The sequence below is a fragment of the Pseudomonas sp. FP453 genome, from assembly GCF_030687495.1.
Classification (GTDB): domain Bacteria; phylum Pseudomonadota; class Gammaproteobacteria; order Pseudomonadales; family Pseudomonadaceae; genus Aquipseudomonas.
Window position 1 is genome coordinate 2,274,761 of sequence record NZ_CP117435.1, and the last position, 22,727, is coordinate 2,297,487.

17 protein-coding genes and 2 pseudogenes are annotated in these 22,727 nt (G+C 63.5%); 14 read left to right on the top strand and 5 right to left on the bottom strand.

The window, feature by feature from the left end; translation table 11 throughout:
• Nucleotides 1-36: 36 nt before the first annotated feature.
• On the bottom strand, nucleotides 37-2,085 hold the full coding sequence (locus tag PSH87_RS10500) for a TonB-dependent receptor (RefSeq protein ID WP_305433469.1): 2,049 nt from the start codon (nucleotides 2,083-2,085) through the stop codon (nucleotides 37-39).
• 182 nt (nucleotides 2,086-2,267) lie between these two features.
• Here PSH87_RS10500 and PSH87_RS10505 point away from each other — a divergent pair, with 182 nt between their 5' ends.
• The 14 genes and pseudogenes from PSH87_RS10505 to PSH87_RS10570 all read left to right on the top strand — a co-directional run.
• Entirely contained in the window at nucleotides 2,268-3,206 is a 939-nt protein-coding gene (locus tag PSH87_RS10505; RefSeq protein ID WP_305433471.1) for an AraC family transcriptional regulator, read from the top strand.
• A gap of 415 nt (nucleotides 3,207-3,621) precedes the next feature.
• Nucleotides 3,622-4,470, top strand: coding sequence for a glycine betaine ABC transporter substrate-binding protein (locus PSH87_RS10510; protein WP_305433473.1), 849 nt, complete (start codon nucleotides 3,622-3,624; stop codon nucleotides 4,468-4,470).
• An 89-nt stretch (nucleotides 4,471-4,559) separates the two neighbouring features.
• Complete coding sequence (locus tag PSH87_RS10515; protein ID WP_305433475.1) at nucleotides 4,560-5,672, top strand: glycine betaine/L-proline ABC transporter ATP-binding protein; 1,113 nt, start codon at nucleotides 4,560-4,562, stop codon at nucleotides 5,670-5,672.
• Nucleotides 5,669-6,517: a proline/glycine betaine ABC transporter permease gene (locus PSH87_RS10520; RefSeq protein ID WP_017737455.1), complete on the top strand. Its 849-nt coding sequence runs from the start codon at nucleotides 5,669-5,671 to the stop codon at nucleotides 6,515-6,517. The genes PSH87_RS10515 and PSH87_RS10520 overlap by 4 nt, the downstream gene beginning before the upstream one ends.
• Complete coding sequence (locus PSH87_RS10525) at nucleotides 6,514-7,359, top strand: proline/glycine betaine ABC transporter permease (RefSeq protein ID WP_124525137.1); 846 nt, start codon at nucleotides 6,514-6,516, stop codon at nucleotides 7,357-7,359. Before PSH87_RS10520 ends, PSH87_RS10525 begins: the two co-directional genes overlap by 4 nt.
• 1 nt (nucleotide 7,360) lies before the next feature.
• On the top strand, nucleotides 7,361-8,374 hold the full coding sequence (locus tag PSH87_RS10530; protein ID WP_026136868.1) for a GlxA family transcriptional regulator: 1,014 nt from the start codon (nucleotides 7,361-7,363) through the stop codon (nucleotides 8,372-8,374).
• Nucleotides 8,375-8,513: 139 nt separating this feature from the next.
• Entirely contained in the window at nucleotides 8,514-9,236 is a 723-nt protein-coding gene (locus PSH87_RS10535) for a GntR family transcriptional regulator (protein WP_305433478.1), read from the top strand.
• Nucleotides 9,237-9,319: 83 nt separating this feature from the next.
• On the top strand, nucleotides 9,320-10,639 hold the full coding sequence (locus PSH87_RS10540; protein ID WP_305433480.1) for an FAD-binding oxidoreductase: 1,320 nt from the start codon (nucleotides 9,320-9,322) through the stop codon (nucleotides 10,637-10,639).
• 161 nt (nucleotides 10,640-10,800) lie between these two features.
• A complete protein-coding gene (locus tag PSH87_RS10545) occupies nucleotides 10,801-12,132 on the top strand; it encodes an MFS transporter (RefSeq protein WP_305433482.1) in 1,332 nt (443 codons plus the stop codon).
• A 37-nt stretch (nucleotides 12,133-12,169) separates the two neighbouring features.
• Complete coding sequence (locus PSH87_RS10550) at nucleotides 12,170-13,072, top strand: dihydrodipicolinate synthase family protein (protein ID WP_305433484.1); 903 nt, start codon at nucleotides 12,170-12,172, stop codon at nucleotides 13,070-13,072.
• Nucleotides 13,072-14,568 carry an aldehyde dehydrogenase gene (locus PSH87_RS10555; protein ID WP_305433485.1) on the top strand — a complete coding sequence of 499 codons (1,497 nt, stop codon included), beginning with the start codon at nucleotides 13,072-13,074 and terminating at the stop codon, nucleotides 14,566-14,568. Before PSH87_RS10550 ends, PSH87_RS10555 begins: the two co-directional genes overlap by 1 nt.
• Before the next feature lie 116 nt (nucleotides 14,569-14,684).
• Nucleotides 14,685-15,560, top strand: coding sequence for a DMT family transporter (locus PSH87_RS10560; RefSeq protein WP_305433487.1), 876 nt, complete (start codon nucleotides 14,685-14,687; stop codon nucleotides 15,558-15,560).
• Nucleotides 15,561-15,661: 101 nt separating this feature from the next.
• Nucleotides 15,662-16,820: pseudogene (locus tag PSH87_RS10565) on the top strand (p-hydroxyphenylacetate 3-hydroxylase oxygenase component); the annotation flags it as partial.
• A 71-nt stretch (nucleotides 16,821-16,891) separates the two neighbouring features.
• Nucleotides 16,892-17,374, top strand: a pseudogene (locus tag PSH87_RS10570) (flavin reductase family protein); the annotation flags it as partial.
• Nucleotides 17,375-17,614: 240 nt separating this feature from the next.
• Here PSH87_RS10570 and PSH87_RS10575 read toward each other — a convergent pair.
• From PSH87_RS10575 to PSH87_RS10590, 4 genes are read right to left on the bottom strand one after another with little or no spacing between them, the layout of a single operon-like run.
• Nucleotides 17,615-19,228: an ABC transporter ATP-binding protein gene (locus PSH87_RS10575; RefSeq protein ID WP_017737444.1), complete on the bottom strand. Its 1,614-nt coding sequence runs from the start codon at nucleotides 19,226-19,228 to the stop codon at nucleotides 17,615-17,617.
• On the bottom strand, nucleotides 19,225-20,124 hold the full coding sequence (locus tag PSH87_RS10580) for an ABC transporter permease (protein ID WP_305433489.1): 900 nt from the start codon (nucleotides 20,122-20,124) through the stop codon (nucleotides 19,225-19,227). Before PSH87_RS10580 ends, PSH87_RS10575 begins: the two co-directional genes overlap by 4 nt.
• A gap of 3 nt (nucleotides 20,125-20,127) precedes the next feature.
• A complete protein-coding gene (locus tag PSH87_RS10585) occupies nucleotides 20,128-21,078 on the bottom strand; it encodes an ABC transporter permease (protein ID WP_305433490.1) in 951 nt (316 codons plus the stop codon).
• Nucleotides 21,075-22,688: an ABC transporter substrate-binding protein gene (locus PSH87_RS10590; RefSeq protein WP_305434289.1), complete on the bottom strand. Its 1,614-nt coding sequence runs from the start codon at nucleotides 22,686-22,688 to the stop codon at nucleotides 21,075-21,077. Before PSH87_RS10590 ends, PSH87_RS10585 begins: the two co-directional genes overlap by 4 nt.
• Nucleotides 22,689-22,727: the final 39 nt, after the last annotated feature.

Consider the following 22,727-nt stretch of genomic DNA (forward strand, 5'->3'; position numbering starts at 1 on the left):
GGCGCGGGGAGTCGGCACGCCGGCTCCCCGGTTTATTCAGAACTGATAGGTGTAGCCGACGCCCAGGGTGCGGCGGCGTGCCGGGGCGCCATAGGCCACCGGGTCGCTGTAGAAACCGTAGGTGTCGTAGGTCTGGTTCAGCAGGTTGTCGGCGAAGGCATACACCTCGCCGAAGCGGCTTTCGAGGCCTGCGCGCAGGTCGAGTTTCTCGTAGTTGTCCAGGTTGAAATGGTTCTGCGGGTCGGCCGCGCGCTCGCCCACCAGGTGGTAGTTGAGGCTGGTGTTCAATGTGGTGTCGCCGAGGCTGGCGAAGCTGCCCAGTGGGTGTTTCCAGCTGGCATTGAAGTTACCGCTCCAGCGCGGCACGTCCGGGGTGCGGTTGCCGGCGTTGACGTCACCGGCCTGGATGCCCAGCACTGCGCTGGTGATCTTGGCGTCGAGGTAGGTGGCGCTGGCGGCCAGGGTCAGGCCGTGGTCGAAGTGCCAACTGCCTTCGAGTTCGGCGCCCCGGGTGCGGGTGTCGGCGTTGAACGCGTTGGTGGCAAAGGTGGCGGCGTCGTAGCCGAGCAGGTGGTCGTCGTGGACGCGGGTAAAGAACAGCGCGCCATTGAGGCTGCCACGGCGGTCGGCGGTTTCGCTCTTGAAGCCCAGCTCGGCGGTTTTGCTGACGGCGGCCTTGTACGGTTGGCTGTCACTGACCTGCGAGGCGTAGTCATTGAAACCACCGGACTTATAGCCCCGCGCCAACTGCACATAGACATTGGTCTGCGGGCTGATGGCGTAGCTCAGGGCCGCACGGCCGGTGCCGTAGTGGTCGGTGAGTTTGCGCGAGTCGTTGACCGCGTCGCTGCCGGCGAAATACTGCCCGTCATAGGTCTTGCGGTCCCAGGAATGGCGGTAGCCGGTGGTCAACTTCAGGCGCTCGGTCAGCGGGAAGGTAGCTTCGCCGTAGCCCGCATAGGTGGTCGTGGTGAAATCGCGGAACTTCGCCCCGGAGGTGCCGTAGGTATTGCGCGGGGTGTCGTAGCTGCGTTCGTTGCGCGTGGCAGCGAGGCCGGTGACCCAGAACACGTCGGCGTCGGGCAGGGCGCTCAGGTGCACGTCCTGGCTCCAGCTGCGCTCGAAGGATTTGTCCACCACCCAGAACTCGCTCGGGGTGCCGTAGAGGGCGCCCATCAGTTTGCTGTCATAGGCGATCAGGCCCTCGAAATCGGCGGTGCTGGTGGCGGTGGTGGAGGTCAGGCGGCTGTTGGCGAAGTCGTGGTCGAGCTTGATCGCATAACGCTCGGTGGTCTTGTAGTTGTCATCGAACAGGCCGGGGCTGAGGTCCAGGCTCGGGTCGCTGCCGTAGGGGCGCAGCACCAGGGAGTTGGTCGCGCGTTTGGTCTTTTGTCGCTCGGCGCTGAACAGCACGTGGGTGTCGTCGTTGACGTCCCACAGCAGGCTGCCACGGAAGGCTTCGTTGCGCGGCTTGGTCAGCGGGTGGTTGGTCTGGTCGTTGTCGATCCAGCTGTCATAGCCCGCGCTGCGCATGGCCAGGCGCCCGCTGAGTTGGTCACTGATCGGGCCGCCGATCGCACCTTCGCTGAGGAACTGGCCTTGCTGGCCGACTTCGCCGCGCACATAACCTTGCAGTTCGCGGGTCGGTTGGCGGGTGGTGATGTTCACCGCGCCGGCCTGGCCGATGGCCCCGGACAGCGTGCCTTGCGGGCCCTTGAGCACTTCGATGCGCTCCACGTCCAGCGTCTCGAACCCCAGGCTGCGCGACGACACGGGCACGCCATCAATGTTGAAGGCGACGGAGCTGTCATCCATCGACATCTGGTACAGCGAACCCACGCCACGGATCAGCACGTTGAAGTCATTCGGCCCGCCGGACGAGTTGACGCTGACCCCGGAAGTGTTGCGCAGGGCGCTTTCCAGGGTGTCCAGGCGTTGCACGCGCAGCTGTTCGCCGCTGATCACGCTGAGGCTGATGGGCACTTCCTTGGGGTCTTCCTGAGTCATGCGGGCGGTGACGGTGGAGGCGGGCAGTTGCAGCGCTTCGGCGGGCGCGTCGGCGTAGGCGGAATGACTAAGTGTCAAACTGATAGCTATTGTTATAGTGTAACTACTTTGCGCGAATCGGCGAGTCGACATGATGGGGCCTTGGCTGAGGGTTTTGGAGAGTCGCGATAACGGTCAAGATGCTAGTGATTATCAATTGCGCGACTCTACCCCGATGTGGTCTGATTCGAGCCGTATCCGGTCAGCAGGGAGATTCAACGATGTCAGCTGTTCAGGCACCCACGCCGGTCTCGCAGATCATTGCCAACGGCTATCGCGGCGAATTCGGCCCCGGCAACCAGTGCCGGGTCACCCGCGTGACCTTGCACGGCGGGCTGGACCTCGTGCGCTGGCAAAGCACCTTTGCGCAGCCGGTGGAGCTGCCATTGCAGGACGACAGCGAACGCATCCACTTCAGCTTCACCCACCGCCTCAAGGGCAAGGCCCATTGCAGCTTTCACGACGGTCGCCGGCACACACGCCATGCGATCAACGAAGGCGCCGGCAGCATCAGCTTCGGGCGCAGCCGCGAGGGCCTGTATCACCAGCAGGGTGAGATCGACAACATCACCGTGATGATCAACCCGCAGTTGCTGGCCCAGTGGGACGTGGAGATTGATCCGACCCTGGGCAGTGCGCTGGCGTGTGAGCATTGCTTCCTCGACGGCTACCGCAGCGGCGAAATGAGCGCCACCGCGCACCTGCTGTGCAACGCCATGGACCTGTCCCAGTCGCGCAGCAGCCTGTGGCTGTACGGCCAGAGCGTCACGTTGGTCAGCCTGTTCCTGCAAGCCCGGCGCAACCTCGCCTGCACCTGCCGCCTCAGCCCCCTCGACCGCCAACGCTTGCTGCGCGCCCGCGAGTATCTGCTCGCGGACCTGGGCAAGGCGCCCAGCCTGCCAGCGCTGGCACGGGAGGCCGGGATGAGCCAGCCGAAGTTGACGCGGGGCTTTCGCCAGCTGTTTGCCAACAGCGTCTACGGCGTGTTCCAGCACGCGCGCATGACCCAGGCGCGCAGTCGCTTGATGGAGGGGGAGGCGTCGGTGATGCGGGTGGCGTCGGACCTGGGCTATGCGAATGCCAGCCATTTTGCGACGGCGTTTCGCAAGCAGTTCGGGATCAACCCGTCGAGTTTCAAGGCCGGTGCGGGTCACGATTGACCTGTCAGCTGCAAAAAACCGCCACTCGTACGAGTGGCTTTTTTTTGCCTGGGATGATCGTTCCCACGCGGAGCGTGGGAACGATCAGTTAACCGGCGCGGCGTTTTCAGCCACTTTTACCGGCAAGACAGCATTCCAAAAGCGACCCGATACTTTCCTGAGAGCGACCTGTCGAGTTTTTAATGCCTGCGGTTAAGCGATTGAATTCAAACGAGAAAATATAATATCAATTGTGTTTTATCTGAATTCTATATGTATACAGAGAAAATACATCCTATTGACCGACCCTTTTGCCCATGCCAGTCTGGCTTCACCCAGCCGCGTTTGCGGTGCCGAATTTACCCGTTGTCCCCTCACATCGACCTCCATCCCAGGAGGTTTGAAACTATAACTACAACGTAGATCGAGGCATGCCATGAAGACATTTTGGAAAACCGTTTGTGCGGTTGCGTTAGTGGGGCTGGTGACACTTCCGGTGCAGGCCGAAGAAAAAACCATCACCGTCGGCACCATGTCCTGGGAAGACCTGACGCCCATTACCGGCGTGACCAGGAAGGTCCTGGAAAACGCCGGCTACACCGTCAAGGTGGTCGAGTTCTCCGAGGTTGGCATTGCGTATGCCGCGTTGACCAAGGGCGATGTGCAAGTCCTGGCGTCGCAGACCGACTACGCCACCCAGGATTACTGGAACAAGAACAAGAACCGCCTGGAAAAACTCTCGCCGGTCTCCTACGGCCTGTACCAGGCCATCGCCGTGCCGAAGTACGTCGATATCGACTCGCTGGAACAACTCAACGACAACGCCGACAAGTTCAGCGGCAAGATCATCGGTATCGAGCCGGGTTCGGGCTTGATGAGCGATGCCAACAAAGCGGTGAAGGACTACGGCTTCAAGCTGCAACTGCTCGAAGGCAGTACCGCCGCCATGACCGCCGCCCTCAAGTCCGCCGTTGACCGCAAAGAATGGGTCGCCGTGACCATCTGGGAACCGTCGTGGATGGCGCAGAAGTTCGACCTCAAGTTCCTCAAGGACCCCAAAGGCTCCTTCGCCCCGCCGCAAGCCTACTACTGGATCGGCCACAAGGGCTTCGCCGCCGAAAACCCCCATGCCCGAGAAGTCATCGCCAGCGTCTACGTGCCCCTGGCCGATATCACCGCGATCAACGGCGCCGTCAAGGATGGCCAGACCATGGACCAGGCCGTCGCCGTCTGGGCCGACAACCACGCCGACCTGATGAAGCGCTGGGCCAATATCAAACAATAACCCTCGAAGCATTTTTGCCACTGCCAGGTACGGACAACGCGTTCTGATCCATTAGAAAAACCAGCCCGACTGGTTCAATAGGCTTAGCAATGACAACGGTCAAAATAGACACCAACGAAGTGCTTGTGGATTGCCAGTCGGTCTGGAAAATCTTTGGTCAGAATGCCAAGGCGGCGATGGACGCGGTCGTCCACAAGGGCCTTGGCAAAACCCAGGTCTTGCAGGATTTCAGCTGCGTGGTCGGGGTGTCGGATGTGAGCCTGCAGGTTCGCCGCGGTGAGATCTTTTGCATCATGGGGTTGTCCGGCAGTGGCAAATCCACCCTGATCCGCTTGCTCAACAAATTGATCACCCCCAGCGCCGGCAAGGTGCTGGTCAAGGGCCAGGACTTGTCCGCGTTGTCGCCCGCGCAACTGCGCGACGTGCGCGCCAAGAATATCGGCATGGTGTTCCAGAGCGTGGCGCTGCTGCCCAACCGCACCGTGCTGGAAAACACCGCGTTCGGCCTGGAAGTGCAGGGCGTCGGCAAGGCCGAGCGCTACAAGGTGGCGGAACGTGCGCTGGCCAAGGTCGGGCTGAGCGACTGGGCCGCGCGCTACCCCAGCGAACTCTCGGGCGGCATGCAACAGCGTGTCGGCCTGGCGCGAGCGTTGACCGCCGACCCGGAGATCATCCTCATGGACGAGCCGTTCAGCGCGCTCGATCCCTTGATCCGTCGCCAGTTGCAAGACGAATTCCGCCAGCTCACCAAAGAGCTGGGCAAGTCCGCCGTGTTCATCACCCACGACCTGGAAGAGGCGATCCGCATCGGTGATCGCATCGCCATCATGAAGGACGGGGTGATCATCCAGGTCGGCACCGCCGAAGACATCGTGTTGAACCCGGCCGACGACTATGTCGCCGAATTCGTCGCGGGCATCTCGCGCTTGCACTTGGTCAAGGCCCACTCGGTGATGACGCCCATCGCGGCGTACCGCCAGGCCTTCCCGCTGTGTGATTTTTCGCGGTTGCCGCAGACCTCGCCCGATACCGACATCGACGCCTTGATCGGCCTGACCATCGGCGCCGACCTGGAACCGCTGGCGGTGGTCGAGCACGGCGTGGTGGTCGGCATCATCACGGCCAAGGATCTGCTGCGTGGTGTGCAAGGCATCCCCAATGAGGCCCACGCCGTGGCGCCGGTGCTGGAGACCACACCATGACCACCCCGGATTTTTCCGCCCAGTTCGACGCTGCCGTGGACGCGGGCCTGATGTGGTTGCAGGACAACGGCGAGTTCTTTTTCGAAACCGTCAACACCGCGCTGAACGGCGTGTTCAAGGGCGTGTTGTGGTGCCTCGCCGCGCCGCCATTCTATGTCATCGCCCTGGTGATCGGCCTGTTGGGCTGGCGCATGGTGGGGCTGCGGTTTGCCGTGTTGGCGGCGCTGGCCTTGTTGCTGTGCAGCTTTATCGGGCTGTGGCCCGAGACCGTCAGCACCCTCGCGCTGGTGCTCACGGCGACGTTGCTGGCGCTGCTGGTGGCGGTGCCGTTGGGCGTGTTGGCCGGGCTGGCGCCGGCGTTCGACCGCGTGGTCGACCCGTGCCTGGACCTGGTGCAGACCCTGCCGCCGTACATCTACCTGCTGCCGGCCATCGCCTTGCTCGGCTACGGCCCGGCGACGGCGTTGCTGGCGACCTTTATTGTCGCCGTGCCACCGGCCTTGCGCCTGACCTCGCTGGGCATCCGCATGACGCCCAAGGAGTTTGTCGAACTGGGCGATGCCAGCGGCGTCACCGGCCTGCAGATGTTCTTCAAGATCCGCTTGCCGTTCGCCATGCCGAGCATCATGGCGGGGGTGAACCAAAGCCTGATGATGGCGTTCGGCATGGTGGTGATCGCCGGGATCGTCGGTTCCGGTGGGCTGGGTGAAGCCATCTACGGCGCGGTGCGCACCCTGGATATCGCCAAGTCGATCAACGCCGCGCTGGCCATCGTCATCCTCACGATGATCCTCGACCGCCTTGCCCAAAGCGCCGCTGAATCGCGCACCGGAGCCAGCCAATGAACCTGACGGACTTTCGCTTCTCCCCCGGTGCTTTCCTGGCGCCGGCCATTGATTGGCTGAATGCCAACCTGCACGGCCTGTTTGTGCTGATCAGCAAGATCATCGAAGCCACCCTCGGCGCCATCGAAACCGCGCTGCTCGCGCCTCACGCCTATGTATTGATCGCCATCGTGGTGCTGCTGGCGTGGGTGCTGGCCAACTGGCGCGTCGCGGTGTTTGCCGGGCTGATGTTGGCGTTCTGCTTGTTTGCCGGCCTGTGGGTGGCGTCGATGCAGACCATCGCGCTGGTCTCGGTGGCGGTGCTGATCTCGGTCAGCGTGGCGTTCCCATTGGGCATCCTGGCGGCACGGGTCAAGCGCGTGGATGCGGCGCTGCTGCCGATCCTCAACATCATGCAAACCGTGCCGCCGTGGGTGTACCTGATCCCGGCGGTGATGCTGTTCAGCCTGGGGCGCGTACCGGCGATCATTGCCACCATCGTCTATGGCATCCCGCCGATGCTGCGCCTGACCACGTTGGCGTTCAAACAACTGCCCAAGGACTTGCTGGAGTTGGGCCAGGCCATGGGCGCTTCGCCGCGGCATATCCTGTTCAAGATCGAATTGCCCACGGCGGCGCCGACGCTGCTGGTGGGGCTGAACCAATGCATTCTGCTGTCGCTGGCGATGGTGGTGCTGGCCGGCTTGGTCGGCGCGGGAGGCCTGGGCGCCGAAGTAACGCGCGGCCTGACCCGCATGGAAATGGGCCTGGGCCTGCGTGCCGGGCTGGCGATTGTCGCGGTGGCTTTGTTGCTCGATCGCTTGTCACGCGGCGCCTTGCAGCGCCAGGCACGGCGGACGTGACGTGGTAGCGCGACGCCAATTCAGCGATGTCATGCAGTGCAAGAACCTGCGTTATCTCAACGATCACCCCGGCCAGGAAGTGCGCCGGGCGCGCGCCGGGTTTGTGCTGCTGGAGCATTTTTCGCTGCCGGCCTTTACCCAGGCGCTGGACACGATTGTCACCGCCAACCTGATCCGGCCCGAGTCGTTTGCCACGCAAACCTTTGGCCTGGCGTTTGACGAAGTGGTCAGCGACCTGGGCCTGGTGATCCGGCCCGATGCGCGCCTGAGCCTGGACGCGGTGCTGCAACTCGACGTGCTGGTGATCTGCGGCGGCTACCGCACCCCGCTGCGCTACAACGATGAGCTGAGCCTGTTGCTGGGCGCAGCGGCGGAGCAGGGCGTTGCACTGGCGGGCATCTGGAATGGCGCCTGGTTTCTCGGCCGGGCCGGGGTGTTGGAGGGCTATCGCTGTGCGATTCACCCCGAGCATCGCCCGGCGCTGGCGGAGATTGCGCGGCTCAGTCATGTCACCAGTGAAGCCTATGTGGTGGATCGCAATCGCCTCACGGCATCGAGTCCCACGGGCGCCTTCTATATGGCGCTGGAGTGGATCCGCAGCCTGCACGGCAAGACCCTCACCGATGGCATCGAGGACATCCTCGCGTTCGAGGCCTCGCGTTTTCGGCGCGCCAAGCCGCTGTTGAGCGTGTCGGTCAGCGGGCCGCTGCGCGAGGTGATCAACCTGATGGACGTGAACCTCGAAGAGCCGCTGCAAATGGAGGACCTGTGCCTGTATGCCGGGCGCTCGCGACGGCAGATCGAGCGGCTGTTCAAGGAGCAACTGGGCACCTCGCCGCAGCGCTACTACATGGACCTGCGCATCACCGAGGCGCGGCGCTTGTTGCAGCACACCTCGCTGACCATCGTCGAGGTCTCGGTGGCCTGTGGGTTTGTCTCGCCCAGTCATTTCAGCAAGTGCTACAGCGCTTATTTCGGGCATCGTCCGTCCAAGGAAATTCGCCTCGTCAAATAGCCGGTAAAGCCCGCAGGCACAGGGCTATCGACGATGTTTTTACTGTGTATATTAATTGTAGACAATTAGAATATTGTTGTTTTATAGTGCGAATACAGGTAGTAGACCGTGTGCACTTACTACTTAGGAAGGTTTCACCATGGCTACCAAAGAACTCACTACGCCGACTCCGGTCGAGCCCAGCATTGACCGCAAGGCGGTATTGGGTGAAGCGCTGCGTCGTCGCATCCTCAGCATGGAACTGGCACCGGGTGCCGTGGTGGACGAGTTGGCGCTGTGTGATGAGTTCGGTTTGTCGCGCCCACCGGTGCGGGAACTGATGCGGCAAATGGCGGCGGAAGGGTACATCGACCTGGAAGCCAACCGGGCCGCGCGGGTATCGGCGATGAGTTACCAGTCGCTGCGCAGTTTTTTCCTCGCGGCGCCGTTGATTTATATCGCGACGACGCAACTGGCCTGTTCCCACGCAACCCCGGCCGAAGTGGTGGAATTGAAGCGCATCCAGGCGCTGTTCCGGACCGCCATCGAGGAAAAGGATGTGGAGAACCGGGTGTTGTACAACGACGAGTTCCACCTGCAGATCGGCAAGATGGCCCACAACGCCTACCTGATGCCGAGCTTGCAGCGCTTGCTGATCGACCATGCCCGTCTGGGCAAGATCTTCTACCGCCACCCGACCACGGTGGACATGCAGGAAGACCTGGAAGTGGCTGCCCAGCAGCATGACGACATGATCCGCGCAATCGAACACCACGATCCGGTCTTGGCCGGGGAAATCGTGAAGGCCCACCTCGAACTGTCCCGTCGGCGGATGTCCGAGTACGCGGCGCCCGAAGGCCTGGATGTAGCGCTCACGCTTTGACCTTTTGATGCAGGCCGAAGCGACGCGATGCAGACGGGTAGCTGTTAGCTCTAACAACTATAAAAGAACCCAGGTCGCGAATAATGGCACTCATCAGAAACACCCCGGCAGACGATTCAACCTGTGGCTGGTTCCACCTGAGCCCGCCGCGCGTGGCACGTGCGCGCCATAGTGGTATCAGCGCCACGCGCTGGGCCGTGGTCGGCGCAGGCTTCACCGGCCTTGCGGCGGCGCGCCAGCTGGCGCTGAACTTCCCGGATGACGAGATCGTGTTGATCGAAGCCCAGGAAGTCGGCTACGGCGCTTCCGGGCGCAACGCCGGCTTTGCCATCGACTTGCCCCACGACATCGGCGCCGAAGACTATATCGGCGACATTGCCACCGCCAGGATCAGCATGGAACTCAACCTCGCCGGGCAGTCCATGCTGCGCGCGCTGGTCGAGCAGCACGGCATCGACTGCCAGTGGCGCGATTGCGGCAAGTACCAGGCCGCCATCGAAGACCGCGGCATTGCCGTGCTGGACGCCTACCGCCGTGGCCTCGACAAGCTCGGGCAGGCCTATCAGGTGATCGACGCCGCTGACTTGCCCAGCCGCATCGGCACCGATTTCTATCGCAAGGCGCTGTTCACCCCAGGCACCGCGCTGGTGCAACCGGCGGCGCTGGTCAAAGGCCTGGCAGACACCTTGCCGGCCAACGTGACCCTCTACGAAAACACCCCGATCACCGCCGTCGAGTACGGCGACAAAACCGTGCTGATCCACAAGAACGGCCGCATCATCGCCGACAAGCTTGTGCTTACCAACAACGCCTTCGCCATGAGCTTCGGCTTCCTCAAAAGCCGCATGCTGCCGATCTTCACCTACGCCAGCCTGACCCGGCCACTGAGCGAAGACGAGCAGGCGCGCCTGGGCGGCGACCCGTTCTGGGGCGTGATCCCCGCCGACCCGTTCGGCACCACCTTGCGCCGTACCGTCGACAACCGTCTGCTGGTGCGCAACAGCTTCAGCTACAACGCCGACGGGCGCAGCAATCCCAAATACCTGCAACGCTTTGTGAAACGCCACAAAGAATCCTTCGACCGGCGCTTCCCGCTGCACCGCGACGTCACCTTCGACTACACCTGGGGCGGCTCCCTCAGCCTGTCGCGCAACCACATGGCGCACTTCGGCGAGCTGGCCAAAAACGTCTACGGCGCCCTGTGCTGCAACGGCCTGGGCGTGACCCGTGGCACCGTCACCGGCACCTTGCTGGCCGAGTGGCTGGCGGGCAAAAGCAATCACCTGGTGGACTTCCTGTTGACGTCCCCGGGCCCCAGCAGAAACCCACCGGAGCCGCTGTTATCAGCGGGTGTAAACATGAACTTGTTATGGGGACAAAGCCGCGCCGGCCAGGAAAGCTGATTCGCACCATCATCAACACGTAATACCGAACTTAATCTATTGATTGGACAACAGCAGGCGTTTCAGCGACTGCGGTTTTTGATTGAGACGGCTTTCATTCGCCTGGATTTCAAGTGTGCGTTGTACCCCGGCGAATGAACGAAGCGAAGTAGGAGATAATAATGACAAGTCCGAATGCCTCAGTTGAGGATGTACCTCTTAATAACTTTCACCGATTGCTCACGGCCCGTTCGGGCGGTGGTTCATTTGTCGATGGTTATGTTTTAAGCATTATCGGTATTGCCATGTTGCAAATAACCGATGCGCTGCAATTGACCGAGTTCTGGCAGGGTTTGATTGCCGCATCGGCCTTGATTGGCGTGTTCTTTGGCGGTTTTATCGGCGGTTGGTTGACCGATAAGTTGGGGCGCAAGAAAGTTTATTTCATTGGCCCCTCGTTATTTATCCTGTGTTCCCTGGCGCAGTTCTGGGTTGAATCGGCGTGGCTCTTGTTTGCCCTGCGTTTCATCATCGGCCTGGCCGTGGGCATTGAATACCCGGTGGCCACTTCGTTGTTGGTGGAGTTCCTGCCGAAGAAACAACGCGGGCCACGGCTCGCCGCGCTGACCATCCTGTGGTTCGCCGGTGCCGCGTTTGCCTATGTGGTCGGCAACGCCATTATCAACACCGGCGCCGACGACGCCTGGCGCTATGCGCTGGCCAGTGCGGCGGTGATCGGCCTGGTGCTGTTCGTGTTGCGCCTGGGCACCCCGGAATCGGCGCGCTGGCTGCTTAGCAAAGGCCGCGACGCCGAGGCCGAGCAGGTGATCAAGCGTGTGTACGGCACGCACTATTCGCTGCGCGACCTGCCGGAGCAGCCGGACGAACGCAAGATGACCTTCCGCGACCTGCTGCGCTCGGGTTACGGCCAGCGCCTGTTCTTTGTCTCGGTGTTCTGGTCGTGCTCGATCATCCCGGTGTTCGCCGTCTACGCCTTCGCCCCCAAAGTCTTGCAAGCCCTCAACCTGAAAGGCGAGTGGGCCTCCTACGGCTCGATGTTCATCACGCTGCTGTTTGTGGTCGGCTGCATCCTCGCCACCCGGCTGATCAACACCATCGGCCGGCGCAGCATGCTGATCCACAGCTTCCTCTGGTCGGGCCTGGCGCTGTTGCTGCTGGCGGCGTTTTCCAACAGCCATGAATTGCTGGTGTTGTGCCTGTTCGGCGCCTACGCCGTGTTCATCGGCGGCGCCCAAGTGCTGCAACTGGTGTACCCGAATGAATTGTTTCCCACCGAAATCCGCGCCTTTGCCGTCGGCATCGGCACCTCGTTGTCGCGGGTCGGCGCCGCCGTGGGCACCTACCTGGTGCCGCTGTCGCTGACCTCCATCGGCATCGGCAACACCATGTACGTCGCTGCCGGCGTGACCTTTATCGGCCTGGCCGCCGCCTGGGCCATGGCCCCGGAAACACGCTCGTTGAACTTGCGGGACGCAGCGGCCTTGAGCAGCTGAGCGAAAACACACCTCTTTCACTGTTGGAGAAACACCCATGAAATTCGAAGGCATCTACACCCCGGCAATCACCCCGTTGACCGCCACCGGCCAGATCGACAACGCAGCCTTCGCTGACGTGCTCGAATACCTGATCGAATCCAAAGTCCACGGCATCATCATCGGCGGCTCCACCGGCGAGTACTACGCGCACACGTCCCAGGAGCGCATCGACCTCGCGGCCCACGCCAAGGAAGTCATCGGCAACCGCGTCGCGCTGATCGTCGGCACCGGCGCCATCCGCACCGAAGACTCGGTGGAATACGCCAAGGCCGCCCGCGCCATCAAGGCCGACGCGATCCTCGTCGGCTCGCCGCCGTACGCGCTGCCCACCGAACAGGAAAACGCCATCCACGCCCTGGCCGTGGACGAGGCTGCTGGCCTGCCGATCATGCTCTACAACTACCCGGGCCGCATGAGCGTGAGCATGGGCGATGAATACTTCAAGGCCGTCAGCGCCTCGAAAAACGTCGTGGCGATCAAGGAAAGCTCGGGCGACATGGCCCAGGTCCACCGCCTTGCAACTCAGTACCCGCACATCGCGCTGTCCTGCGGCTGGGATGACCAGGCCCTGGAATTCTTCGCCTGGGGCGCGCGCAGCTGGGTGTGTGCCGGTTCCAACTTCGTGCCGCGTGAACATATCGCCCTGTACGAAGCCTGCGTGATCGAAAAAGACTTCGACAAAGGCCGCAAGATCATGAGCGCCTTCATGCCGCTGATGGACTTCCTCGAAGGTGGCAAATTCGTCCAGGCGATCAAGGCCGGTTGCGCCTTCAACGGCCTGCGCACCGGCAGCGTACGTGCACCGCTGCAACCGCTGTTCGAAGACGAAAAACAGGCGCTGGAAACCGTCATCAGCAATCTCAAGCGTGACGTCGCGCGCATTGTTGGAGGTGCATGATGACCCACCTGCTCAGCGCCGCCGAATACGCGGCCATCGCCAAGGATATCCAGTTCCCCACCACGTCCTTTATCAACGGCGCGCCCTACACCTCGGTGTCGGGCAACACCTTCAGCACCACCAACCCGGCCACCGGTGAAGTGCTGGCGCAAATCACCGCGTGCAACAGCGACGACGTGGATGTCGCCGTGGCCTCGGCCAAACAGGCTTTCGACGATGGCCGCTGGCACAAGCTCAGCCCCGGCACGCGCAAGAAAGTCCTGCTGCGTTTTGCCGACCTGCTGGAGCAACACTCCCACGAACTGTCCGTGCTCGAAAGCCTCGACAGCGGCAAGCCGGTGCGCGAGTGCCAACTGACCGACGTGCCGGAAACCATCCACATGATTCGCTGGCACGCCGAGCTGATCGACAAGATCTACGACAACACCGCACCGGTGGGCCACGACGCCCTGACCCTGGTGGTGCGCGAAGCCATCGGCGTGGTCGGCCTGGTGCTGCCGTGGAACTTCCCGCTGCTGATGCTCGCCTGGAAAATCGCGCCGTCCCTGGCGGCTGGTTGCTCGATCATCGTCAAGCCGGCCAAGGAAACCACCTTGACCGCCCTGCGCGTGGCCGAGCTGGCGTCCCAGGCCGGCGTGCCGGATGGCGTGTTCAACGTGGTCTCCGGTGGCGGTCGCGAAGTCGGCGAACCGTTGGGCCGGCACATGGACGTGACCATGGTCAGCTTCACCGGCTCCACCGACACCGGTCGCCTGTTCCTGCACTACGCCGCCGAGTCCAACCTCAAGCGCATCGTCCTGGAACTGGGTGGCAAGAACCCCGCCGTGGTGATGAACGACGTCGCCGACCTCGATTTGGTGGCGGGGCATATCGTCAACGGTTCGTTCTGGAACATGGGCGAGAACTGTTCGGCCTCGTCGCGGTTGATCGTCCACGCCGACGTCAAGGATGAACTGCTCAAGCGCATCGGCGTGCAGCTGCAGGCCTGGAAGATGGGCAGCCCGCTGGACCCGGACAACCGCCTGGGCTCGATGGTCAGCCAGGCGCACTTCGACAAAGTCAGCTCGTACCTGGTGCAGGCCGGCCACGAAAACCTGCGCGTGGTCTTCGGTGGCAAGACCGAAGAGGGTATCTACGTGCAGCCCACCGTGGTCGACGGCGTCAGCGCCGATAGCCTGCTGTTCAAGGAGGAAATCTTCGGCCCGGTGCTGACCGTGACCACGTTCACCACCCTGGACGAAGCCATCGCCCTGGCCAACGACACCATCTACGGCCTGGCCGCGTCGGTGTACACCGACAACCTGCGCCATGCGATCAAGCTGTCCCGCGAGATCCGCGCCGGTATCGTCACGGTCAACTGCTTCGGCGAGGGCGATGCTTCAACGCCGTTCGGCGGCTACAAGCAGTCCGGCTTCGGCGGGCGTGACAAGTCGATCTGGGCCCACGACCAGTACACCGAGATCAAGACCATCTGGATCGACGTGTCCGAAGGCTAAAAAAACCAGGCGCCTCCCTACAAAGCTCCACGCAAGCGGCGATCGAGGCGCCTCCCTTTCCACCGGGTCAACAATAAGAAGTCCACGGCCCAGCTCGTTTTCGCGAAGCTCTTTTCATGACTGCCTATCGTACTGCCCTTACTTCTGCCCATATCACTGCACTGCTGTTTGGCTTGACCGGTATTTTTGGCGCACTGATCCATGCCAGCGCCAGTGTGATCACCTTTGGCCGCGCAGCGTTTGCGCTGCTGGCCCTGGCGGTGTTCGCACAGCTGCAAGACCGTGCGCTGCTGCGCGGCCTGAACCTCAGGAAACTGTCGATTTATGCACTTTCGGGGCTGATGCTCGCCGCCCATTGGGTGACCTTTTTCATCGCGATCAAGGTCGGTGGCGTGGCGGTTGCCACCCTTGGCTTTGCCAGCTTTCCGGCCTTTATCACCCTGCTCGACATGGCGGTCTTCCGTGACCGGCCGCATCTGGCCGAAGCGCTGTTGTTGCTACTGGTGACCCTGGGCCTGGTGTTGGTGACGCCGTCGTTCGAACTCGCCAACCAGGGCACCGTCGGCTTGTTGTGGGGCCTGGCCTCGGGGCTGTCGTTCGCCTTGCTGGCCATGACCAACCGCCGCGCCACCGACGGGCGCAATGGCGTGCAAGTGGTGTTCTGGCAGAACGCCACGGTGGCGCTGATCATGGCGCCGTTTGCGGTGTTTGACCTGGTGGAACTCGATGCCGTTGACTGGACTCACCTGGCCATCCTCGGCGTGCTGTGCACCGCTGTCTCCCAAGCCCTGTTCGTCAAAAGCCTCAAGGGCCTCAACGCCCGCAGCGCCGGCATGATCATCTCGCTGGAGCCGGTGTACGCCATCGCCTGCGCCTGGTGGTTGTTCCACGAAACGCCCTCGTGGCGGATGCTCGCCGGCGCGACGCTGATTGTGCTGGCGATCCTGATGTCGGCGCAGGGGGAGGGCAAAAGCGCCGCCGTCACCGACTGACGCAGCGGTGAAAAGTACAAGCGTCTCCATGGAACATCCATTTCACCGATGACCCGCGCTGGCAATACTGGACACCAAATCCAATAAAAACAGGTGTCCTGATGCAGCCTTCCAATTCCTTGCTTGAAGACCTCAAGCCTCTCCTGCCGACGATCGCCGCAAACGCCCCGCAAGCCGAGCGCGAGCGAAAAGTGCCAGCGCAGAACATTGCCTTGCTCAAAAGCATCGGCCTGCACCGCGCGTTCCAGCCCAAGGCCTACGGCGGCCTGGAAATGTCCCTCCCGGCGTTTTGCGACTGCATCGCACTGCTGGCGGGTGCGTGCGCCAGCACGGCCTGGGCGGTGAGTTTGCTGTGTACCCACAGCCACCAGCTGGCAATGTTTCCCCGGCAACTGCAGGACGAGCTCTGGCTGGACCACCCCGATGCCACTGCCAGCAGCAGCATCGCGCCGTTCGGCAAGGTCGAAGAGGTCGAAGGTGGCGTGCGGTTCAGCGGGCAGATGGGCTGGAGCAGCGGCAGTGACCATGCCGAATGGGCCATCCTCGGCTGCCGCCGACAGAACAGCGAGGGCGGCCAGGACTACTGCTTCGCCGTGTTGCCCCGCAGCGACTATCAAATCCTCGACGACTGGTTCGCCCTCGGCATGCGCGGCAGCGGCACCAAGACGCTGAGCGTCGAGGGCGCGTTTGTGCCCAACCATCGCATCCAGAAAGCCAGGGACATGATGGAAGGCACATCCGCCGGTTTCGGCCTGTACCCCGACAGCCAGATTTACTTCACGCCCTATCGCCCGTATTTCGCCAGCGGTTTCTCAACGGTCAGCCTGGGTGTCGCCGAGCGCATGCTTGAGGCTTTCCGGGAGAAGACGCGTCATCGGGTGCGCGCCTATACCGGCGCCCAGGTTGGCGCGGCCACGCCGGCCCTGATGCGCCTGGCCGAATCGACCCATCAGGGTGGCCGCAGCCCGCGCCTTCCTCGAAAAGACCTGGCAGGAACACGCCGAACATGGCGCGCGCCAGGTGTACCCGTCCAGGGAAACCCTGGCGTTCTGGCGCACCAACCAGGCGTATGCGGTCAAGATGTGTATCCAGGCGGTAGACCGCTTGTTTGAAGCCGCCGGTGGCGGGGCGTGGATGGAGAGCAATGAGTTGCAACGGTTGTGGCGCGACGCCCATATGACCGGGGCACATGCCTACACCGACTATGACGTCTGCGCGCAGATCCTCGGGCGTGAGCTGATGGGGCTTGAGCCTGACCCCGACGATGGTCTGATCGGCCTGTCCACCACACCCATCATCGGCGCCGCGTGCGATGGCGCCAGGAGTCTTGCATGTCTACTGAATTTGATACACGCGCCTTTCGCCGTGCCCTGGGCAACTTTGCTACCGGCGTCACGGTGGTCACCGCCGCCACCGAGCGCGGCCAACAGGTCGGGGTGACGGCCAACAGTTTCAACTCGGTGTCCCTGGACCCGCCCCTGGTGCTGTGGAGCATCGACAAACGTTCCAGCAGCCATGCAGTGTTCGAGCAGGCGAGCCACTTTGCGGTGAACATTCTCGCGGCCCACCAGATCGCGCTGTCGAACAATTTCGCCCGCCCCCGCGAAGACCGCTTTGCGGGCATCGCCCATGAACGCGGTGAAGGCGGGGCGCCGGTGTTTGCCGACTGCGCCGCGCACTTTCACTGCGAGAAGTACCAGCAGGTGGACGGTGGGGATCACTGGATCATGATCGGTAAAGTCGTGCGCTTCGATGACTTTGGCCACGCGCCGTTGCTCTACCATCAGGGGGCGTATTCGATGGTGCTGCCCCATCCCCAGTCAGCGCAGTGATCAACGGATGAGCCACCTGCCGGGGAGTGGCGTGCCTGCCCAGCGTCCTCGAGCCGATAGGCGCGGTTAAAATCGTGGGAGCGGGCTTGCCCGCGATGACAGTGTGTCAGTCACCGGATGCATCAGCGGATACTCCGCTATCGCGGGCAAGCCCGCTCCCACGGGTTGATCGTTCCCACGCTCTGCGTGGGAATGCCGACTATGACGCTCTGCGTCATGCCCTCACGCCGCCGCTTGCCGCCCCGGAATCGCCGCAATCAGCTCGCGGGTGTACGCCGTCGCGGGGCGGTTGAAGATGTGTTCCACCGAGCCATGTTCGATCACGCGGCCTTGGCGCAACACCAGCACCTGGTGCGCGAAGTTGGCCACCACCGACAGGTCGTGCGACACCAGCACATAGGCAATGCCCATCTCCCGTTGCAGCTCTTCCAGCAGGTCGAGAATGTGCGCCTGCACCGACACATCCAGGGCGCTGACCGGTTCATCCAGCAGCAACAGGTCCGGTTTCAACGCCAGGGCGCGGGCGATGGCGACGCGTTGGCATTGCCCGCCGGAGAGTTCGCGGGGCAGGCGGTCCAGGTAGCTGATGGGCAGGTGCACGCGGCTGATCAGTTCGCGCGCGGCCTGTTCCAGGGCGGCGCCCTTGAGCAGGCCGAAGGATTCCAGCGGCTCGACGATACTCTCGAAAATGGTCAGGCGCGGGTCCAGCGCGGCGAACGGGTTCTGTTGCACCAGCTGGATACGCTGGCGCAGCGGGCGGAATTCGCGCCAGCTGAGGTCGGTGATGTCCCGCTGTTCGAAGTGCACGCGGCCGTGGCTGGGCTTCTCCAGGCCGAGGGCGATGCGCAGCGCCGTGCTCTTGCCCGAGCCGGACTCGCCGACAATCGCCAGGGTCTGCCCGGGGTAAACCTCCAGGCTCAGGTCTTCCAGGGCCAGGAAGGTGCTGGCTTCGCCCTTGACCTTGGGCAGCGCGAAGGTCTTGCCCACGTGGTGCAGGCTGAGGATCGGCGCCTGCGTCGGGTCCAGGTTCAGCAAGGGCTCGCGGCGCCGGGCAAACGCCGGTGCGGCGGCGATCAGGGCGCGGGTGTAGTCGTGCTGCGGCGCGTCGAGGATCTGCCGGGGCGGGCCCTGTTCCACCAGTTCACCGTGCTGCATGACGAGGATGCGGTCGGCGCGGTCGGTGGCCACGCCGAGGTCGTGGGTGATGATCAGCAGCGAAATCCCGCGCTCACTGACCAGGCGTTGCAGGTGGTCGAGGATCTTGCGCTGCACGGTCACGTCGAGGGCGCTGGTGGGCTCGTCGGCGATGATCAGGCGCGGGTTGCCGGCCAGGGCAATGGCGATCAGCACCCGCTGGCGCATGCCGCCAGAGAGTTCATGGGGATACTGGCGGGCGCGCAACACCGGTTTGTCGATGCCCACCTGTTGCAGCAGCTCGACAATATCGGCATCGACGCCGGGGTAGCGTTTGCCGTGCGCGAGGATCAGCGCTTCAGCGATCTGCTGGCCCACGCGCAACGTCGGGTTGAGGCTGACCATCGGGTCCTGGGGCACCAGCCCGACGGTACGGCCGCGCACGCCGCGCTTCTGGCGTTCGCTGGCGTGGGTCAGGTCGTTGCCCGCGATCCACAGCGCGCCGCCGCTGATCTGCGCGTTGTCCGGCAGCAAGCCGAGGATCGCGTTGGCCAGGGTCGATTTGCCCGAGCCGGACTCGCCGACAATCGCCACGGTTTCACCCTCGGCAATCGCCAGCGACAGCTGTTTGACGGCGGCGGTGAGTTGCCCGCCGGAACGGTAGCTGACACTGAGTTGGCGCACATCCACTAAAGCGCTCATCGCTGGGTCTCCTCGAAGGTGCGGGCGATATGGTTGAGGCTGAACACCACGGCCACCAGGAACAGGCCGGGCAACAGGGACACCCACGGCGCGGTGATCAGAAAGTGCCGGCCGTTGGCGATCAACGTGCCCCATTCGGCGGCCGGGGGCACCGCGCCGAAACCGAGGAAGCTCAGCCCGGCGGTGGCAAGGATCGCCGCACCGAAGTCCAGGGTCGCCAACACCGCCACCGGGCCCCAGGCATTCGGCAGGATATGGCGCAGCAAGGTGCGCCCCCAACTGGCGCCGCCCAGGCGCGCGGCCTCGACATAGGGCAGGGTCTTGACCCGCAGCACTTCGGCACGGGTGGTGCGGGCGAACCCCGGAATGATGCCGACGCCCACGGCGATGGCCACCGGCACCGTGCCAAAGCCGATAGCGGTGACAATCGCCAGGGCCAGCAGCACGCCGGGCAGGGCCAGCAGCACATCGACAAAACGCATGATCAGCGAGTCGATCCGCCCACCGGCAAAGCCCGAGAGGATGCCCAACCCGAGCCCGCCCACCAGCGCAATGCCCACCGCCAGCGACGCCGCCAGCATCGACAGGCGCGCGCCGTAGACCACCCGGGTAAACAGGTCGCGGCCCAGTTCATCGGTGCCGAACCAGTGGGTGAAATTGGGCGCGCGCAGCTTGTCGGCGGGCGAGGTGGCGTAGGGATCAAAGCCGGTCAGCAGGTGCGGCACCACGGCGCTGACCAGCGCGAACAGCACCAGCAACAACGCCAGGCTGAAACCGGGTTTGCGCAACAACGGCAGCAACACCGCCGTGGCGCGTTGCAGGCGGCTGCGGCGGCGCCACAGCGGTTGGCTGGCCGGCAGGGCTTTGCCGCGCAGGTTCTGCTCAAGGATGGTCATGGTCTAGGACACCTTTGGCGTGTGGGAGATACGCGGGTCGAGCCACGGGTACAGCAGGTCCACCAGCAGGTTGACCAGCACAAACGCCGCCGCCGACACCGCGACGATGGCCAGCACCACCGGGATGTCCTGGCGCAACACGGCTTCCTGGGCCAGGCGGCCGATGCCGGAGCGGGCGAAGATGGTTTCCACCAGCACTGCGCCGGACACCGTGTTGCCCACCTGCAAGCCGATCAGCGTGAGGATCGGCAGCGCCGCATTCTTGAAGCCGTGGCGCGCCTGCACCTGGCCGCGGCTGAGGCCCTTGGCGTAGGCGGTGGCGATATACGACTCCTTCCACACACCCTGGAAACTGCGTTGCAGCACCTGGGCGTACACCGCCGCGCTGGGAATCGCCAGGGTCACCGCCGGCAATATCAGGCTTTCAAAGCCCTTGCTGCCGGTGGCCGGAAACCAGCCCAGGCCAAACGCAAACACCTGGATCAGCAACAGGCCCATCCAGAACACCGGCACCGAAAAGCCCAGCGACGGCAGGCGCGTCAGGGCCTTTTTCAACGGTTGCCAGCGGATGTAGGCGGTGAGGTAGGCCAGGCCAATGCCGCCGAGCAACGACAGCACGATGGCCAGGCCCGCCAGGGACAGGGTTTGCGGCAGGCGCTCCACCAGCAAATCAGCCACCGGGCGGTTCATCGACAGCGACTGGCCGAAGTCACCGCGCAGCGCGCCCCACAGCAGGTCGAAGTACTGCTCGAACACGCCCTTGTCCAAGCCGTAATAAGCGCGTGCCTTGGCCAGGTCTTCCACCGACAGCGCATCGGCCTCCATGCCCGAGGCGCTGAGCATCAGGGACAGGGTGTCGCCCGGCAGCAGATACAGGATGAAGTAGGTGATGCTGTAGGCGCCCCACAACACCAGCAGCGCCTGGCCGACACGGCCGATCAGGTAGCGGCTCATGGCGTGCCGATCTCGATATCACCCAGCAGGGCGAACCCTTCGGCGGTCCAGCGGAAGTTTTTCACCTTGGCCGAAGTCGCGGCCTGCCACACCCGCTCATACACCGGGAAGGCCGAGCTTTCGTCGATCAGCAGGTCTTGCAGGGCGCCATAGGCCGCCGCGCGTTGCGGGCCCTGGGTGGCGGTGATGCCGGCATCGAACAAGCCCTTGGCTTTTTCCAGCACCGCCGGCTCATAGGTGTTGGTGGCCACGGTGGAGCTGTTGGCGGTGCGTGGATCGAGGATGGTTTGCAGGATGATAGGGTCGGCGCGGGTCATGTAGTTGATCGTCAGGTCGTAGTTGCCGGCGGAGTTGTTGGCCACCCACTCGGCGCGGGTGACCACGCTGAGTTTCAACTCGATGCCGACCTTGCGCAGTTGGTCCTGGATCAACACGTCGCCGGCGGTTTCCGCCGGGCTGATGTTGTAGCTCAGGCTCAGGCGCTTGCCGTTTTTCTGCCGGTAACCGTCGGCGCCCTTGGCCCAGCCGGCTCCATCCAGCAGCTGTTCGGCGCCCGCCGGGTCGTAGCCGAGCTTGGCCGCCTGGCTCTTGGCGAAGGGCGTGGTCACGTCGAAGATGCCTTGCACCACCGGGAACTCGGCGTTGTACACGGTGCTGGCGTAGCTCGTGCGGTCGATGGACTTCTGCACGGCCAGGCGCACTTGGCGGTCGGCGAGGATGCGTTCGCCACGGGTGTTGGGGTACAGGTTCAACGCCGGGCCGGGCAGCGAGCGGCTCTGGATGGTTGCGCCCTTGGACTGGAACAGCTTGAGGTCCACTTCGGAGAACGGGTTGCGCGGCCACAGGATGTCGGCCTTGCCTTGCAGGAACAGGCCGTTGCGCACGCTTTCTTCGGGGATGTAGCTGACGTCGATCGCATCCAGATGGGCTTCGCCCTGGTTTTTCATATTGGCCGAGGCCCAGGCGTAGCCTTTGCGTTTGGTCAGGTGCGCGCCGACTTCCGGGGTGTAGCTCGCCAGCACAAAGGGCCCGGTGCCGATGATCTTGCCCAGGGAGCGCTCCTTGACGGTCAGCGCATAGGAGGCGGGCGCGAGGATCGCCAGGTTGGTGGTGGAGGTGGCCTGCAAGAAGCCCGCGTTGGGCCGCGACAGCACCAGCTTGACGGTGAAGTCATCCACCACTTCGGCATGGTCGTAACCCGCCAGGTAGGTCGCGCCAAACGTGGCCGGCAGCTCGGTGGCCAGGGCCTTGTCGCTGTCGAACGCAGTCTTCACCGCCTTCGCATCGAAGCGTTCGCCGTTGCTGAAGGTCACGTTGTCGCGCAGGTGAAAGGTGTAGGTCAGCGCGTCGTCACTGACCTCCCAGCTTTTGGCCAGCCACGGGATGATCTTGCCGGTTTCCGGGTCCTGGTCGGTGAGGGACTCGGCGACATTGCGCAGCAGCACCCGGTGTTCCAGCCAATAGACCTGGAACGGGTCGACGCTGACCAGCGTGGTGTTGTCGCCAAAGAACGCGATATTCAGGGTTTTGTTGGCCTGGGCCTGCTCACCCGCAGGCGAGCAGCCGGCCAGGGCCAGCGCCAGGGCGCACGGGGCCAGCAAGCGGCTCATCAAGTTGGAGGTAGTCAATGGGTAGCCCTCATGTGGCGG

Bases quoted from the DNA above. Each gene is read 5' to 3' on its own strand.
- PSH87_RS10505 (WP_305433471.1), top strand. From the start codon at position 2,268: ATGTCAGCTGTTCAGGCACCCACGCCGGTCTCGCAGATCATTGCCAAC.
- PSH87_RS10510 (WP_305433473.1), top strand. From the start codon at position 3,622: ATGAAGACATTTTGGAAAACCGTTTGTGCGGTTGCGTTAGTGGGGCTG.
- PSH87_RS10515 (WP_305433475.1), top strand. From the start codon at position 4,560: ATGACAACGGTCAAAATAGACACCAACGAAGTGCTTGTGGATTGCCAG.
- PSH87_RS10520 (WP_017737455.1), top strand. From the start codon at position 5,669: ATGACCACCCCGGATTTTTCCGCCCAGTTCGACGCTGCCGTGGACGCG.
- PSH87_RS10525 (WP_124525137.1), top strand. From the start codon at position 6,514: ATGAACCTGACGGACTTTCGCTTCTCCCCCGGTGCTTTCCTGGCGCCG.
- PSH87_RS10535 (WP_305433478.1), top strand. From the start codon at position 8,514: ATGGCTACCAAAGAACTCACTACGCCGACTCCGGTCGAGCCCAGCATT.
- PSH87_RS10540 (WP_305433480.1), top strand. From the start codon at position 9,320: ATGGCACTCATCAGAAACACCCCGGCAGACGATTCAACCTGTGGCTGG.
- PSH87_RS10545 (WP_305433482.1), top strand. From the start codon at position 10,801: ATGACAAGTCCGAATGCCTCAGTTGAGGATGTACCTCTTAATAACTTT.
- PSH87_RS10550 (WP_305433484.1), top strand. From the start codon at position 12,170: ATGAAATTCGAAGGCATCTACACCCCGGCAATCACCCCGTTGACCGCC.
- PSH87_RS10555 (WP_305433485.1), top strand. From the start codon at position 13,072: ATGACCCACCTGCTCAGCGCCGCCGAATACGCGGCCATCGCCAAGGAT.
- PSH87_RS10560 (WP_305433487.1), top strand. From the start codon at position 14,685: ATGACTGCCTATCGTACTGCCCTTACTTCTGCCCATATCACTGCACTG.
- PSH87_RS10575 (WP_017737444.1), bottom strand. From the start codon at position 19,228: ATGAGCGCTTTAGTGGATGTGCGCCAACTCAGTGTCAGCTACCGTTCC.
- PSH87_RS10580 (WP_305433489.1), bottom strand. From the start codon at position 20,124: ATGACCATCCTTGAGCAGAACCTGCGCGGCAAAGCCCTGCCGGCCAGC.
- PSH87_RS10585 (WP_305433490.1), bottom strand. From the start codon at position 21,078: ATGAGCCGCTACCTGATCGGCCGTGTCGGCCAGGCGCTGCTGGTGTTG.
- PSH87_RS10590 (WP_305434289.1), bottom strand. From the start codon at position 22,688: ATGAGCCGCTTGCTGGCCCCGTGCGCCCTGGCGCTGGCCCTGGCCGGC.